Origin of the sequence: Rhodococcus sp. IC4_135 (assembly GCF_011602025.1) — a bacterium.
Lineage (GTDB): Bacteria > Actinomycetota > Actinomycetes > Mycobacteriales > Mycobacteriaceae > Rhodococcus_F > Rhodococcus_F baikonurensis.
Genome location: NZ_JAAOLG010000001.1, coordinates 930,895 through 945,114 on the forward strand (window position 1 = coordinate 930,895; position 14,220 = coordinate 945,114).

The following is a 14,220-nucleotide window of genomic DNA, read 5'->3' on the forward strand; positions in this document are numbered from 1 at the left end:
CTGGGAATATGTCGATCCGGGCAAAACGGACGAATCATCTCGTTTCGTGATCACGCGTGTCACAACCGGATCACCGGTCCATTCAGGCACTACCGTCGATGAGTGTCCACAACACCTGGAACTACGTCGCAGGCGCGTATCGACGACCCCCGAGTGACGTCCGGGGCGCCCCTTGCGGCGGTCATCGGATTGCTCGGTGCCGTCGGAGTGGCGGCCAGTCCCGTCGTCGGAGTCGGAAGTGGCCGCGGGGTCGACACGATGGGCGCTGTCACTTCTGCGGCGCTCTTCGCAGCCGTCTGCACCATCGTCGCGCCCCTGGTGGCACTACTCGTTTCGGGCCGCAGACCCGCCATGGCAGGTGGACTCCTGGCCGGGATAGGCGCGGTGTCGCTCGGCGCGGCGATCCTCGACGTTCAGTTGTTCGTCGACGCAATCGATGCAAACCGCTTGGACCTTTTCCGTCCGATTTCGGCGGGTTCGATCGATGCGGGTCCCGGTGCTTATCTCGCGCTTGCGGGCCACGGACTCCTTGTGGTGGCCGGTGTTCTCGGGCTCATGGTCGTCCATCGTGAATCGGAACGAGACGGATACGGCAGTGCTCGCGCCGCAGAATTCGACGGGCGATCGGTTGGCGGGCGGATCGGCGCGTGGCCGACAGCGCTGCTGATTCTGGCTGCTGTGGTGTTCGTGCTCTCCCTGTTCGGGCCGTCCTTCAGTTCGCAGGATCCGATCTTTCTGGTCAAACCGCTCGTCGACTCGGCGTCGGCCACGGCTGTCGGTACAGGACTGGTCGGCGTCGCGGTACTCGTTGCGGTCGCAGCGGCATTGACGTCCATCTCGCTGCCGGTTGGCTGCGGCGCCCTGATCGGTGTCGGTCTGGGCGCACTCGCAGTCAGTGGAACCAGAGTGTTGGCTGGGTTCGCAGCCGGCGATCGGATCGGCGTCGGTTCGGGATCCGTGGTCGGGGCACTGGCTGCAGTGGTCATCGTCGTGATCGGAGTTTCAGCGCCTTACCTCGCATCCAGACGTGAAACAGGTGCGATTCCCGCTGAAAGTGTGGTCCGCGCGCATACGAAGACAACAAAGGGTGCGCTCAAAGCAGCGATGGTGGCGCAGTCCCGGGCGGCGCAGGCGCGGGTCGACAGACTTCACCGCGTTGCCGGCGCCGCCGCAATCATCACGGGGGCTGTTGCGGGCGTCGGCTCGGCTTTGCCTGTCCTGTCGTTGCCGGAGGGAATCCCGGAGCCGTCGATGCTGTCGTCTCGACTGGTCCTGCTCGCCGCTGCCGTATTGCTCCTCGCCGCGTTGGGCCTGTTCGCCCCGGGCCGCGCCGCCGTAGTGCGTCCGGCCGTCGGAGTGTTGTGGACGACGGTCGTGATGGGAGTCGCCGCGGTCATGCAGTCGGCGGTCATCGCGACCGACGTGCCGGGAGTCGGGTTGGGGATCGGTGCCTTCGTACTCTGCGGCGCGGCTTTCCTCGCTGCGGCGACGGGACTGCTCGTCTGGCTCGCGGGAAGCGCCGAGCGCGAGGACGTCGACACGTCGGTGGACGGCGGTTCGAGAGGGCTGGTGCTTCTCGTCGGTGGGATCGGCGCCGTCGCCGTCCTGATCGGAACCGCGCTCCCCCTCTATCAGGGTGACACCTACACAGCGACCTCAGTTCTGGAGTGGCCGTGGGGAATTGACGTCTGGGGTCAATTGCTCGTCGGCGTCACCGTCGTGATCGCCGCCGTGATCGCAGCGTCCGCGCGGCCGTCGCGGGGCGCGGCATTGCTGATCGGATCTGCCGTGGCAGCGCTGGTGTACGTCAGTGAGTGGCCGCTCACGTCATCGCGCATATCGGACGCAACCGTGGGGGTGGGTGCGATCACAGCGGCCACGGGCATAGTGTTGCTTCTCGTTGCAGCGTTCTCGAGCGCAAGAATCAGTGAGACTGATGCTTGACAAATTCGGTGTGGCCACCTTGCCGAATCGGTGAGGCGCGCCTCATCGGGCATTTGCGCGTGACTTGGGCCACATAGCATCAATGCGGGCGCAAACCGAACGCGGCAACTGGTTAAAGTCCAGAACAGACCCGCTCCTACCCCTCGAGCGGGTGACAACGCAGACGAGACGGTGAGCAGATGGATCTCTTCGAATACCAGGCGAAGGAACTCTTCGCCAAGCACGGAGTGCCGACTTCGGCTGGACGTGTTACAGACACAGTCGCCGGCGCACGCGAGATTGCCGAAGAAATCGGTAAGCCCGTGATGGTGAAGGCACAGGTCAAGGTAGGCGGCCGCGGCAAGGCCGGTGGCGTCAAGTACTCGCCCGACGTGGATGCCGCAGTGGCGAACGCCGAGGCAATCCTGGGCCTGGACATCAAGGGCCATGTCGTCAAGAAGCTGCTGGTCGCAGAGGCAAGTGACATTGCCGAGGAGTACTACATCTCCTTCCTGCTCGACCGCACCAACCGCACCTACCTGGCCATGTGCTCGGTAGAGGGTGGCGTCGAGATCGAGGTCACCGCCGAGGAGAACCCCGACGCTCTCGCCAAGATCCCCGTCGACGCAGTCAAGGGCGTCGACCTCGCGTTCGCGCGCAGCATCGCCGAGGCAGGAAAGCTGCCCGCCGAGGTGCTCGACGCAGCGGCCGTGACGATCCAGAAGCTGTGGGAGGTCTTCATCGGCGAAGACGCACTCCTCGTCGAGGTCAACCCCCTCGTTCGCACGCCTGACGATCAGATCCTCGCCCTCGACGGCAAGGTCACCCTCGACGAGAACGCAGCGTTCCGTCAGCCCGGCCACGAGGCATTCGAGGATCGCGACGCTACCGATCCCCTCGAGCTCAAGGCCAAGGAAAACGACCTCAACTACGTCAAGCTCGACGGTGAGGTCGGAATCATCGGCAACGGCGCAGGCCTGGTCATGTCCACCCTGGACGTCGTCGCATACGCCGGCGAGAACCACGGTGCCGTCAAGCCCGCCAACTTCCTCGACATCGGCGGCGGAGCTTCCGCTGCAGTCATGGCTGCCGGCCTGGATGTCATCCTCAACGACGCACAGGTCAAGAGCGTGTTCGTCAACGTCTTCGGCGGCATCACCGCGTGTGACGCAGTTGCCAACGGCATCGTCGGCGCACTGAAGACCCTGGGCGACGAGGCCAACAAGCCGCTCGTCGTTCGCCTGGACGGAAACAACGTCGAAGAGGGTCGTCGTATCCTCGCCGAGGCCAACCACCCGCTGGTCACGGTCGTCGCAACCATGGACGAGGCCGCCGACAAGGCCGCCGAACTCGCTCACGCAGCGAAGTAAGGGACTCACAGAACAATGGCAATCTTCCTCACCAAGGATTCAAAGGTCATCGTCCAGGGCATCACCGGCGGCGAGGGCACCAAGCACACCGCTCTGATGCTCAAGGCCGGCACCCAGGTCGTCGGCGGCGTCAACGCTCGCAAGGCCGGCACCACGGTCTCGCACGTTGCTGCTGACGGTTCCCCTGTCGAGCTCCCCGTCTTCGCGACGGTCGAAGAGGCAATCAAGGAGACCGGCGCAGACGTCTCCATCGCATTCGTTCCCCCGGCCTTCTCGAAGGACGCCATCGTCGAGGCCATCGACGCGGAGATCCCGCTCCTCGTGGTCATCACCGAGGGCATCCCGGTTCAGGACTCCGCTTACGCTTGGGCGTACAACGAGTCCAAGGGCAAGAAGACGCGCATCATCGGACCGAACTGCCCCGGCATCATCACCCCGGGCGAGGCCCTCGTCGGCATCACGCCCGCCAACATTGCAGGCACCGGCCCCATCGGCCTGGTCTCCAAGTCGGGCACCCTGACCTACCAGATGATGTACGAACTCCGTGACTTCGGCTTCTCCACCGCCATCGGCATCGGCGGCGACCCGGTCATCGGAACCACCCACATCGATGCCATCGAGGCGTTCGAGAAGGATCCCGAGACCAAGGTCATCGTGATGATCGGTGAGATCGGTGGCGACGCGGAAGAGCGTGCAGCCGACTACATCAAGGCCAACGTCACCAAGCCGGTCGTCGGCTACGTGGCTGGCTTCACCGCTCCCGAAGGCAAGACCATGGGCCACGCAGGCGCCATCGTCTCCGGTTCCTCGGGAACGGCTCAGGCCAAGCAGGAAGCTCTCGAAGCTGCAGGCGTGAAGGTCGGCAAGACGCCGTCCGCCACCGCTGCTCTCGCTCGCGAGATTCTTCAGTCCCTGTAAGGGGCTTCGCCCCCGTGCGTGGTTAGGGAGTCTCCGGACTCCTTAACCACGCACAGTGGTATCGACCCACATCGACCCGGCAGGTTCCAACTGCCCGGCACCGGATGTGATGGATGCGACGATCGAGTCGAGGTCGTCGGCGTCACCGGCGGCGAGCGTCATCACCGCCTTCGATCCATATGTAGTTCCGAGCACCGAGACGCCCCGCGCTCTCAGCTCCGATTCCACCCGACCGGCCTCCGAGTGCCGGATCGCCAAAGTGCGCAGGACCTTCCTCTCCCTGGCCACCAGCTCGGCCGAATCGAGAGCAACCGAAACGGCTCCCGAATACGCGCGGACCAACCCACCGGCGCCGAGCTTGATTCCGCCGAAATAGCGCGTGACGACAACAATCACATCGACCAGATCTCGAGACTTGAGAACCTGAAGCATCGGCACCCCCGCAGTCCCGCCTGGTTCGCCGTCGTCGTGTGCACGCTCGACGCGTGAGTTCGCCTCGTATCCGATCACGAAAGCCGAACAATGATGGCGCGCATCGGGATACAGCGACTTCTGCTCAGCGACGAACTCCGTGGCGGCTTCGGCGTCGTCTACTCGGCGAAGCGCGGCGATGAATCGTGAGTGCTTCACCTCGGTTTCGACGACATGGTCGGCGCCGGGCGCGAGGGTGAAGGGCATCTGCCCATTGTCTCCTGTCGGTGTTAGCGTGCGAAGTCGAGACACATACGCTGGTAACCATCGAAGACCGTCTACGAGGAGAAGTCATGACGTTCACGCCGCAAGGGCCCAGCTTCGGGCCACCGAATCAGCCGGCAGCGGGCGGTGGAACCAAGAATCTCGGATTCATCCTGCTCATCGCCGTCGCGGCACTCGGCCTGATCAATTTCCTGCTCGGTTTTGCGCCGTTTACGTCGATCAGCGGCAGCAGTAGCGGCATCGGTAGCGGCCTGGACACCAGTTCGAGCTTCTTCGAGTCGAGCATCTACGGCCTCGGATTCGTTTTCGCCGGCGGTGTGGTCGCAGGCGTGTCGCTGCTCCCGAAGCAGTCGTATGCAGGCATCGCCGCAGCGCTCACCCTCACGGGATTCTTCGCTTTGGTGTTCGCCGCGTTCTCCGTCGGTACCAGCGACTACGTCGACATCAGCCTCGGTTGGGGCTTGATCATCGTGCTGATCCTCTCGTTCGTGCAAACCGTCGTCGCAGTGGCCGCGTTGCTGTTCGAGATCGGAATCCTGAAGGCTCCCGCACCCCGTCCGGTAGCTCAGCAGTACGGTCAGCCGCAGGGCTACGGCCAGCCGCAGGGTCAGGCGCCGGGTCAGTCCCAGGGTTACGGACAGGGCCAGTACGGCCAGCCCCAGCAGGCTCAGCAGCAGCCCCAGTACCAGCAGAATCCGCAGTACGGGCAGGCGCAGCAGCAGGGATACGGGGGAGCGCACGCCGCCCCCGCCGATCCGAGTGCTTCGCAGCAGCCTTACGGCCAGACTGCGTCTCCCTACGGTCAGAACCCGGTGCAGAATCCCGCACAGACCGACTCGTCGGCAGCAACGACGTCGTCCTACTATCCGCTGACCTCGCAGCCCGCGAGTCAGCCGAACCCGAGTTACTCGTCGGACCAGTTCACCGCACCGCGCGGTTACGGCCAGCCGTACAACCAGCAGCAGGCTGGCTCGACCGAGCAGCCGACGGGTTTCGAGCCGCCCACATTCGAAGCGCCGACGCCGTCTGCTGAGCCTGACCAGGGCAGCGGCGATTCCGCTGCCGAGACCAAGGTCTTCGGCTCGCAGAACCCCGACGAGCGTCAGCAGTAGTACTTTTCGTTTCACGAACATGGATGTGGCCTCCGACCCGCTGCGGGTGGAGGCCACATTCATGAGCCCGACGGCGCGCCTGAGTGCGCGGCGCACTATCGAGTGAAACCCTCGAGGGGATGAGTTCTTTGATTGATGGCACCCGGTCCCGTCCCGCGTCCGCACGACCCGGACGTGGTCGTGCTGGCGGCGGCCGCGTCGGCGGCGGTCGCCCGGCACCGAACCCGGACCTGGCGCGCAAGCTGCTGACCGTCGCCTTCCGGCCGTCGGGCCTGACGATGCTGCTGATCGCGGCTGTCGTTGTGGTCACATTGGTATCGGCGAGCAGCGACCTGACCGGAACTTTCGGCGCCATAGCCACCACCTGGTTGGTCATCCACCAAGTGCCGGCGACTATCAGCGGCGTCCAACTCGGCGTGCTGCCATTGCTCCCGACGGCCGTCATGATGTGGGTGGTCGCACGCCGATGCGCGTCGACTGCGGTGCACACCGACTCCCGTGACGACACCCTCCGCCTGATGGGAGCCGCAGTAGCCGGACCGTTGACTATCACGGCAATCGCGCTCGCAGTGGTCGCCGACGCCTCCGCGGCGATTCCGCTGTCGAGCCCCAACACGTTGGCCGCTTTCGGCTGGGTCGCCGGGATTCACCTGATCGCCGCGTCCGTCGGTGTTGCTGCTGCGCACTGGGATCGCGTCGTTGCCGAGATTCCGCCGTGGGCATCGGCCGCTGTTCGTCCGGCCGCGGCTGCGTCGGCAGCGCTGCTGGCCGCGGGCGCCGTGGCTGTCGTCGTGTCACTACTCGTGTCGTGGTCGACGGTCGGTGACCTACTCGCGCGTGGAAATGGGTTTGTCGGCATTCTGGGATTGACGGTGCTGTCGCTGCTCTATCTGCCGAACCTCGTGGTCGGCGCTGCCGCGGTGATGACCGGGTCGACGGCCGATTTCGGCAGCGTCTCCATCAGTGTGTTCGGCAACATCGGCGGAGATCTGCCACCCTTGCCCCTTCTCGGAGCGATTCCGGAAGGCGTCGCCGGTGGAATCTGGCCTGTGTTGTTGATCGTTCCGGCAGCAGTGGGCGTGATTCTCGGCCGTGATTGTGCCCGACGCATCGCCGGGCAGGACAGCGTGCTCGCAGTGCTGACGGCAGCTGCCGGTGCCGGCGTCGTCATGGCGCTGCTTGCTCTTGCTGCCGGCGGAGACCTGGGGCAGTTCGGCACCGTCGAGGTCCTGTGGTGGGGCTTCGGTCTCCTGACCTTTGCGTGGCTGGGGTTGTTCGGGACCGTCTCGGCCTTGATCGCTATGTGGTTCTCTCATCGTGGACACATGAAGGACGAGGTTGCAGTACCGACCGCTGAACCTGCTCCAACAGTCGAGCCCGAACTGGCGATCACAGCCGCGGCCACACCGGAAGCGGCGGACGACGAAAACACCGACGAAGTGCTCGCCCAGGAATCTGCAGTGGTCGTCACCAAGGTCGTCGAAGCCGAAATCGTCGAGGAATCGGGCGAACCTGCGCTGGTCGTGACGGAGGAAACCGTCGAGATCGAAGTAGTCGACGCCGAGGTTGTCGCGGCACCTGAGGCGGACCCGGCAGTCGACCCCACAGCCGCGCCCGAGCCGGAGACAGACCTGCCCTCGAAGCCGCAGGAGTCCAGCGACTAGGCTGTCATGCGGCCGATACTCCGGCCGCATCATCTTCCAGTTCTCAGGAGTAGTGCGCTGACTGCCTCGGCCGACAATCCGCAGCCGACAATGCCCGACAGGGTCCAATTTCGCGACTCGATCGCGCGGGTAGTCGTACTCGCTTCCGGCGCGGGAACCCTGTTGACTTCGCTGATCGAGGCTTCGCACGCCGACGGGTACCCGGCCGAGATCGTTGCTGTCGGCGTCGATCGGGACTGCCTCGCTGCCGAGCACGCCGCGGACTCGAAGATTCCGTCCTTCAAGGTGTCGATCAAGGCCTACGAGGATCGCACCGCCTGGGACGACGCACTGACGGCAGCGGTGGCCGAGCACGAACCCGATCTGGTGGTCAGTGCAGGTTTCATGAAGATCCTCGGCCCCACCTTTCTCGCGCGTTTCGGTGGCCGAATCATCAACACTCATCCCGCGTTGCTGCCTGCCTTCCCCGGCGCGCACGCGGTTCCCGACGCTCTGGCGTACGGCGTGAAGGTCACCGGTTCCACGGTGCATCTCGTCGACGGTGGAGTTGATACCGGGCCGATCTTGGCGCAGGAAGCTGTGCCGGTGCATGACGACGACACCGAGTCTTCGTTGCATGAACGCATCAAAATTGTGGAGCGACGGTTGTTGGCGGACGTCATCGCCGCTGTTGCTACGCGCGGAGTGGTTTCCGATGGACGAAAGGCCGTGATCCCCAGTGAGTGAACGCAAGGCTGTGCGCCGTGCACTTGTCAGCGTCTACGACAAGAGTGGTCTGATCGAGCTGGCCACGGGCCTGCACGAGGCCGGTGTCGAGTTGGTCTCGACCGGTTCGACCGCGTCGAAGATCGCCGACGCCGGTATCCCCGTGACGCCGGTCGAGGCTCTGACCGGATTCCCGGAATGCCTCGAAGGCCGTGTGAAGACGCTGCATCCGCGCGTCCACGCCGGCGTTCTCGCCGATACCCGCAAGCCGGATCACCTCGCTCAGCTCGAGGAGCTCGGCATCGCGACCTTCGAATTGGTCGTCGTGAACCTGTACCCCTTCACCGAGACGGTTGCCTCGGGCGCCAGCCCGGACGAGTGCGTCGAGCAGATCGACATCGGTGGCCCGTCGATGGTGCGTGCTGCAGCCAAGAACCATCCGTCGGTTGCCGTCGTGGTCGATCCGGCTCGTTACGCCGATGTCCTGACTGCCGTTGCCGGTGGCGGATTCACCTTGCGTGAGCGCACTGTGCTTGCGGCGCAGGCGTTCCAGCACACCGCGTCGTACGACGTCGCTGTTGCAAGTTGGATGACGAGCACGATCGCAGCTGACGAGGACGGTTCGCTGTTCCCGGCTTGGGTCGGTGCGACCTGGAACCGCAGCGCGGTTCTTCGCTACGGCGAGAACCCGCATCAGGACGCGGCGCTGTACGAAAACCCGGCGGCCCCTGCGGGTTTGGCTCAGGCAGAGCAGTTGCACGGCAAGGAGATGTCGTACAACAACTACACGGACTCCGACGCAGCGTGGCGTGCAGCGTACGACTTCACTGATCCGGCCGTCGCAATCATCAAGCACGCCAACCCGTGTGGCATCGCCATCGGCACCGACATCGCCGACGCTCACCGCAAGGCGCATGCATGCGATCCGGTCAGTGCTTTCGGTGGTGTCATCGCAGCCAACCGTGAGGTCACCGTCGAGCTGGCCGAACAGATCGCCGACATCTTCACCGAGGTTGTCATCGCGCCCTCGTACGAAGACGGAGCTGTCGAGGTTCTGCAGCGTAAGAAGAACATTCGTGTTCTGAAGGCCGCGGCTCCGACCGCTACCGGAATCGAACTGCGTCCGATCTCGGGCGGTACCTTGCTCCAGCAGCGCGACGTCCTGGACGCCGACGGTGACAACCCGGCCAACTGGACTCTCGCCAACGGTGAGGCAGCCGATGCCGAGACCCTTGCTGACCTCGAATTTGCTTGGCGCGCCAGCCGATCGGTGAAGTCCAACGCGATCCTGCTGGCCTCCGGCGGCGCGTCCGTCGGCGTCGGCATGGGCCAGGTCAACCGCGTCGATGCCGCGCATCTTGCTGTTCAACGAGCCGGTGACCGCGTCGTCGGTTCGGTTGCCGCTTCGGACGCATTCTTCCCGTTCCCTGACGGCCTGCAGGTACTGCTCAACGCCGGCGTCAAGGCTGTAGTTCAGCCGGGTGGTTCGGTTCGTGACAACGAAGTTATCGCCGCGGCCAAGGAAGCCGGCGTCACTCTCTACCTGACCGGTGCGCGCCACTTCGCGCACTGATTCCTGCTTCGGTAGCGGGCCTCGACTCCTCGACGGGAGTTCGGGGCCCGTTCTGCATTCAGGCGGCCCGGTTCTTTCAGGCGGCGCTGCTGTGGGTGCCCTGGAGTTCGCGGGGGGAGCCGGTGATGACGACGCGTGAGGCTCCGCGACTGCGGATCTCGCTGATCAGTGCGCCGAGGGTGGCTTCGTGGGCAGCATCGGAGTGCGAAAGATCCAGCGTGACTGCGTATCCGGTGAGGTCACCGGGCAGATCGACATACGGCGGCGCGATGGACAGTTGGTTGACTCGAAGTTTCATGTGGTGCTCCTGCGTGTGAAAGGTAAAAGAAAAGGCACCCGAGGCGTTTGCCCTGGGTGCCCGAGAACGAATCCGGTGAAACTGGGGATCATTCTCGGGGTACACCGCGCTTGTTGCCCATGTGCTCGGCCGACATTGCGGCCGAAAAAATGTGCTTGTCTGCGGTGCAGCTGCGCCACGAAAGTACGGATACGACGTTCGGGTGTAGCGACATGATGTCCGTTCCTTTCTGGGTGGCGTTGCTGGTTAATGGATGACCGTACAGCACGGATCGAGGGTTCGCACCAATAAAAAGCGCCGCGAACGTAAACTCCGCGTGATTTCTGTCCCCGGATTCACCGGATCGAAAGAGTCTTCGTTGCAGGTCAGGCGTAGAAAGCAGAAGTCCCTCCGCGATGGTTCGCGGAGGGAACTTTCTACCTCGAGAAGAGGACGTTCGGTCTGTACGTGATCAGGAGAACGAACGGACCCACGCTGTGAAGGGCTCCGAGAACTCTGCCGAGTACGGAAGCGGCGCGACGTAGTCGGCTCCGGTGGACTGTTCGTCGCCGATGTCCTTGAGTACGAAGTTGGCGTTGCGCATCCGTACGGACGTCAGCGCTGTATGGGAGAGTGCGGCGTCGAGTGCCGCCACGTCGGCGGGAATGACTTGGATGTCCTTGTCCGAGCAGCTGGTGAGGACGGGCATCCCGGCCGGCAGCGCCGCCACGAGCGCGACCGGGTCCAATGCGTCTTCCTCGGCGAGTGCCTTGGCGTTGGCATGCACCAGTCCCGCATTCTGCAGCGGCTCGGGCAGATCATCCGGAACCGTGCCCTCGGAACGAAGGGACTCGACGGCGTCGGCTAGCGCGACGCGAAGTTCGTCGGCCAGTTCGACCGGCAGCTGACCGGCACCGACGACGGCGTCGAGTTGGCGGTGAATCTGCGTCGTGAGTAGATCGAGAAGCCGCACGCTTAGTGGCTCGAGCAGTGCGAGGGCGCTGACTCTCGATCCCTCTGTCGCAGTGGCAAGTGCCAGTGCGACGACGGCGCCGTCGCTGTGTCCGACGACGAACAGTCGCTCGGGATCTACGCCGGGTTGTCCGGCGAGGTAGTCGAGTCCGTCGGAGGCGGCGTCGACAAATGTGTTGAAGCCGAGATCGGCGATGTCTTCGATGTCGTAGTCGCCGAGGGCGGTTTCGCCGCTACCGAGCTTGTCGTAACGCAGGCTTGAAATGCCTTGATTTTCAAGAAGATCCGCGATGAACCGCAGAGTTCCGATATCGCCTTCGAGGAGTGCGCTGTCGCCGTTGCGATCGGTGGGGCCGCTACCGGCCAGAATCAGCGCGGCCGGGGCAGGGGCGTCGGGTGAGGCGGCCAGGCGAAGACTCCCGTACAGGGTGACGTCGCCGGATTGGAACGAGATCTCGGTGTCGGACATGACGACTTGTCTACCAGGTCGGTGCGGTCAGGCGGTGCGCAGACTCCGGACACGACGCCAGCCACGCCAGCTGAACCACAAGAGTGCGGCGAGCAACGGAATGATCAGGAGCGGCAAGATCATCGCGATCAACGAGGTGAAGAAAGTCAGCACATCCTCGATGACGGACACGACGGGATTCGCCAGTCCACCGGTAGTGGCCGTACTGACTGCACGAGTCCCGGTCTGGGCGGCGCTGAACGTCAACGCCGTCGGCGCTCCGACGATGATGCCCGCCAACGCGGCCATCGCAGGGTCGAGATGACTGAATGCCGCCCAGGCGGCGATCACTCCGGCAATCGGTCCGGTGACGTTGCCGATCACCGAGAGTGCGTTGTCCACGAAGGGAATGAGGTCGGCACCCAGTTCGACCACAGCGGCGATTGCCAATGCCACCAGCGCGCCGGTCGATCCGATCCACCGCATCGACTCGCCGACGGTGATCCCGAACAGTTCGAAGTGGACGGCAGCGCTGAGCATCAGCAGCGGCAGGAAGGTTCGCATTCCGGACGCTGCGGCGAGTCCGAGGCCGAGCATGGCGGGCAACACCCAGGTATCCATGGGTGGAGTTTAGGTCTACTGTGCGCCTTTATTAACCGCCGGCGGTTAATAAAGGCGCACAGCAAAGTCTCGGAAAGGACCTTCCATGGCGACAAACCCGCAGCCGATGTTCTTCCTCAACCTGCCCGTCAAGGACCTGGGCAAGGCCACCACCTTCTACGAGGGGCTCGGATACTCCAAGAACACGCAGTTCTCCGACGAGAATGCGTCGTCGATGGTCATCAGTGACACCATCGTCGTGATGCTGTTGGCCGAGCCCTTCTTCAAAACCTTCACCGCGAAGGGCATCGCCGACACCTCGACGTCGACGGAAGCGCTTCTTGGACTCTCGGCCGAGACCCGCGAGGCAGTCGACACCCTCGTCGACAAAGCTCTCGCGACCGGCGGTTCCGAAGGAAACGCGACGCAGGATCACGGCTTCATGTACAGCCGCAGCTTCCAGGATCCCGACGGCCACATCTGGGAAATCATCTGGATGAATCCCGAGAACATCGAGGGCTGAGCGGCCGAACTTCCTCGGCGAGAGGCGAAACCCCGCAAACACTCGTAGCGTGGAGTGGTGACTGTCGCAAAAACCCTCGGAGAGCTACGCGCCTCCGGACACGTACAGCGAAGTGTCAAGGAAGAACTACGAGAGAACCTTCTCGCCGCGTTGCGGGACGGCCGTGACCCCTGGCCCGGGATAGTCGGGTTCGAGGACACGGTCGCCCCGCAACTCGAGCGGGCGCTGATCGCCGGCCACGACGTGGTTCTGCTCGGCGAACGAGGTCAAGGAAAGACGAGGTTGCTTCGCACCCTCGGGCTCCTTCTCGACGAGTGGACGCCCGTCATCGAAGGCTCGGAACTGGGGGAGCACCCGTACGAGCCGATCACCCCGGCTTCGATACGTCGAGCCAAGGAACTGGGGGACGACCTCCCGATCGCCTGGCGCCACCGCAGCGAGCGATACTCCGAGAAGCTGGCAACGCCGGACACCTCGGTCGCCGACCTGATCGGCGACGTCGACCCGGTCAAGGTTGCCGAGGGGCGGAGCCTCGGCGATCCCGAGACCATTCACTTCGGCCTCGTGCCCCGTGCGCATCGCGGAATCGTGGCGATCAACGAGCTTCCCGACCTCGCCGAGCGCATCCAGGTCTCGTTGCTCAACGTGATGGAAGAGCGGGACATCCAGGTCCGCGGGTACACGCTTCGGCTTCCGTTGGACGTTCTTCTGGTCGCGAGCGCGAACCCCGAGGACTACACCAACCGTGGCCGCATCATCACCCCGCTCAAGGACCGCTTCGGCGCAGAAATCCGCACGCACTACCCCGTCGAGTTGGCGGGCGAGATCGCGGTGATCGAGCAGGAGGCACATCTGGCCGCCGAGGTGCCCGACTATCTCCTCGAAATTCTTGCCAGATTCACTCGCCTGCTCCGCGAATCCACCTCGGTGGACCAGCGATCGGGTGTGTCGGCTCGCTTTGCCGTCGCCGGCGCCGAAACCGTCAGTGCAGCGGCGGTACGACGCGCGGCGGTGCTCGGCGAGGCCGATCCTGTTGCCCGGCCCGTCGATCTCGAGTCCGTGGTCGAGGTGCTTCGCGGCAAGGTCGAGTTCGAATCCGGTGAAGAGGGCCGCGAACTGGAGGTGCTCGAGCACCTGTTGCGTCGCGCGACGGCCGATACGGTTCGGGTACGTCTGGGCGGAATCGACCTGGGGATGCTGGTTTCCGCTGTGGAGATGGGCAATACGATCGTCACCGGTGAATCTGTCACGGCCAAGGCGTTTCTCGACGAGCTTCCGGACCTCGAGGTCCTGGACGAAGTAGCCGAACGTCTGGGTGCGCAATCCGACGGCGAGCGTGCCGCCGGTGCCGAACTTGCCCTCGAAGGGCTTTACCTCGCGCGCCGGATCTCGAAAGATCAAGGCCCGGGCGGCCGCTCGGTGTACTCGTAAGGGGCAGT

13 protein-coding genes are annotated in these 14,220 nt (G+C 64.3%); 9 read left to right on the forward strand and 4 right to left on the reverse strand.

Annotated elements, in window-relative coordinates; all coding sequences use genetic code 11:
• The first annotated feature begins 102 nt into the window (after positions 1 to 102).
• From G8767_RS04545 to sucD, 3 genes are all read left to right on the forward strand, one after another.
• The gene (locus G8767_RS04545) at positions 103 to 1,944 is read left to right on the forward strand and encodes a hypothetical protein (RefSeq protein ID WP_346842957.1); all 1,842 of its coding nucleotides are present in this window, start codon (positions 103 to 105) and stop codon (positions 1,942 to 1,944) included.
• A gap of 179 nt (positions 1,945 to 2,123) precedes the next feature.
• Positions 2,124 to 3,293, forward strand: a complete 1,170-nt coding sequence (gene sucC, locus G8767_RS04550; protein ID WP_166809448.1) for an ADP-forming succinate--CoA ligase subunit beta — start codon at positions 2,124 to 2,126, stop codon at positions 3,291 to 3,293.
• Between the two features lie 15 nt (positions 3,294 to 3,308).
• A complete protein-coding gene (sucD, locus tag G8767_RS04555) occupies positions 3,309 to 4,211 on the forward strand; it encodes a succinate--CoA ligase subunit alpha (RefSeq protein WP_003946432.1) in 903 nt (300 codons plus the stop codon).
• A gap of 42 nt (positions 4,212 to 4,253) precedes the next feature.
• On the opposite strand, the gene G8767_RS04560 is transcribed toward sucD, so the two are convergent.
• Positions 4,254 to 4,889: a YigZ family protein gene (locus tag G8767_RS04560; protein ID WP_095971082.1), complete on the reverse strand. Its 636-nt coding sequence runs from the start codon at positions 4,887 to 4,889 to the stop codon at positions 4,254 to 4,256.
• Between the two features lie 86 nt (positions 4,890 to 4,975).
• Between G8767_RS04560 and G8767_RS04565 the strand changes: the two genes are divergently transcribed.
• From G8767_RS04565 to purH, 4 genes are all read left to right on the forward strand, one after another.
• Positions 4,976 to 6,019 (forward strand): DUF5336 domain-containing protein, encoded by a 1,044-nt coding sequence (locus G8767_RS04565; RefSeq protein WP_095971081.1) that lies wholly within the window; start codon positions 4,976 to 4,978, stop codon positions 6,017 to 6,019.
• 119 nt (positions 6,020 to 6,138) lie between these two features.
• Complete coding sequence (locus G8767_RS04570; RefSeq protein ID WP_166809449.1) at positions 6,139 to 7,683, forward strand: DUF6350 family protein; 1,545 nt, start codon at positions 6,139 to 6,141, stop codon at positions 7,681 to 7,683.
• A 90-nt stretch (positions 7,684 to 7,773) separates the two neighbouring features.
• A complete protein-coding gene (gene purN / locus G8767_RS04575; protein ID WP_166809450.1) occupies positions 7,774 to 8,409 on the forward strand; it encodes a phosphoribosylglycinamide formyltransferase in 636 nt (211 codons plus the stop codon).
• Complete coding sequence (gene purH / locus G8767_RS04580) at positions 8,402 to 9,961, forward strand: bifunctional phosphoribosylaminoimidazolecarboxamide formyltransferase/IMP cyclohydrolase (protein WP_003946407.1); 1,560 nt, start codon at positions 8,402 to 8,404, stop codon at positions 9,959 to 9,961. Before purN ends, purH begins: the two co-directional genes overlap by 8 nt.
• Before the next feature lie 76 nt (positions 9,962 to 10,037).
• Here purH and G8767_RS04585 read toward each other — a convergent pair whose 3' ends face one another.
• The 3 genes from G8767_RS04585 to G8767_RS04595 all read right to left on the reverse strand — a co-directional run bounded on the left by G8767_RS04585 (position 10,038) and on the right by G8767_RS04595 (position 12,279).
• Positions 10,038 to 10,259, reverse strand: a complete 222-nt coding sequence (locus G8767_RS04585) for a hypothetical protein (protein ID WP_003946391.1) — start codon at positions 10,257 to 10,259, stop codon at positions 10,038 to 10,040.
• A gap of 451 nt (positions 10,260 to 10,710) precedes the next feature.
• Positions 10,711 to 11,679, reverse strand: coding sequence for an alpha/beta fold hydrolase (locus tag G8767_RS04590; RefSeq protein ID WP_095971078.1), 969 nt, complete (start codon positions 11,677 to 11,679; stop codon positions 10,711 to 10,713).
• 27 nt (positions 11,680 to 11,706) lie between these two features.
• Positions 11,707 to 12,279: a DUF4126 domain-containing protein gene (locus tag G8767_RS04595; RefSeq protein ID WP_007727593.1), complete on the reverse strand. Its 573-nt coding sequence runs from the start codon at positions 12,277 to 12,279 to the stop codon at positions 11,707 to 11,709.
• Positions 12,280 to 12,364: 85 nt separating this feature from the next.
• Here G8767_RS04595 and G8767_RS04600 point away from each other — a divergent pair, with 85 nt between their 5' ends.
• On the forward strand, positions 12,365 to 12,781 hold the full coding sequence (locus tag G8767_RS04600; protein WP_166809451.1) for a VOC family protein: 417 nt from the start codon (positions 12,365 to 12,367) through the stop codon (positions 12,779 to 12,781).
• Between the two features lie 54 nt (positions 12,782 to 12,835).
• On the forward strand, positions 12,836 to 14,212 hold the full coding sequence (locus G8767_RS04605) for an ATP-binding protein (protein ID WP_124567456.1): 1,377 nt from the start codon (positions 12,836 to 12,838) through the stop codon (positions 14,210 to 14,212).
• Positions 14,213 to 14,220 lie beyond the last annotated feature (8 nt).

Bases quoted from the DNA above. Each gene is read 5' to 3' on its own strand.
- sucC (WP_166809448.1), top strand. From the start codon at position 2,124: ATGGATCTCTTCGAATACCAGGCGAAGGAACTCTTCGCCAAGCACGGA.
- sucD (WP_003946432.1), top strand. From the start codon at position 3,309: ATGGCAATCTTCCTCACCAAGGATTCAAAGGTCATCGTCCAGGGCATC.
- G8767_RS04560 (WP_095971082.1), bottom strand. From the start codon at position 4,889: ATGCCCTTCACCCTCGCGCCCGGCGCCGACCATGTCGTCGAAACCGAG.
- G8767_RS04565 (WP_095971081.1), top strand. From the start codon at position 4,976: ATGACGTTCACGCCGCAAGGGCCCAGCTTCGGGCCACCGAATCAGCCG.
- G8767_RS04570 (WP_166809449.1), top strand. From the start codon at position 6,139: ATGAGTTCTTTGATTGATGGCACCCGGTCCCGTCCCGCGTCCGCACGA.
- purN (WP_166809450.1), top strand. From the start codon at position 7,774: ATGCCCGACAGGGTCCAATTTCGCGACTCGATCGCGCGGGTAGTCGTA.
- G8767_RS04585 (WP_003946391.1), bottom strand. From the start codon at position 10,259: ATGAAACTTCGAGTCAACCAACTGTCCATCGCGCCGCCGTATGTCGAT.
- G8767_RS04590 (WP_095971078.1), bottom strand. From the start codon at position 11,679: ATGTCCGACACCGAGATCTCGTTCCAATCCGGCGACGTCACCCTGTAC.
- G8767_RS04595 (WP_007727593.1), bottom strand. From the start codon at position 12,279: ATGGATACCTGGGTGTTGCCCGCCATGCTCGGCCTCGGACTCGCCGCA.
- G8767_RS04600 (WP_166809451.1), top strand. From the start codon at position 12,365: ATGGCGACAAACCCGCAGCCGATGTTCTTCCTCAACCTGCCCGTCAAG.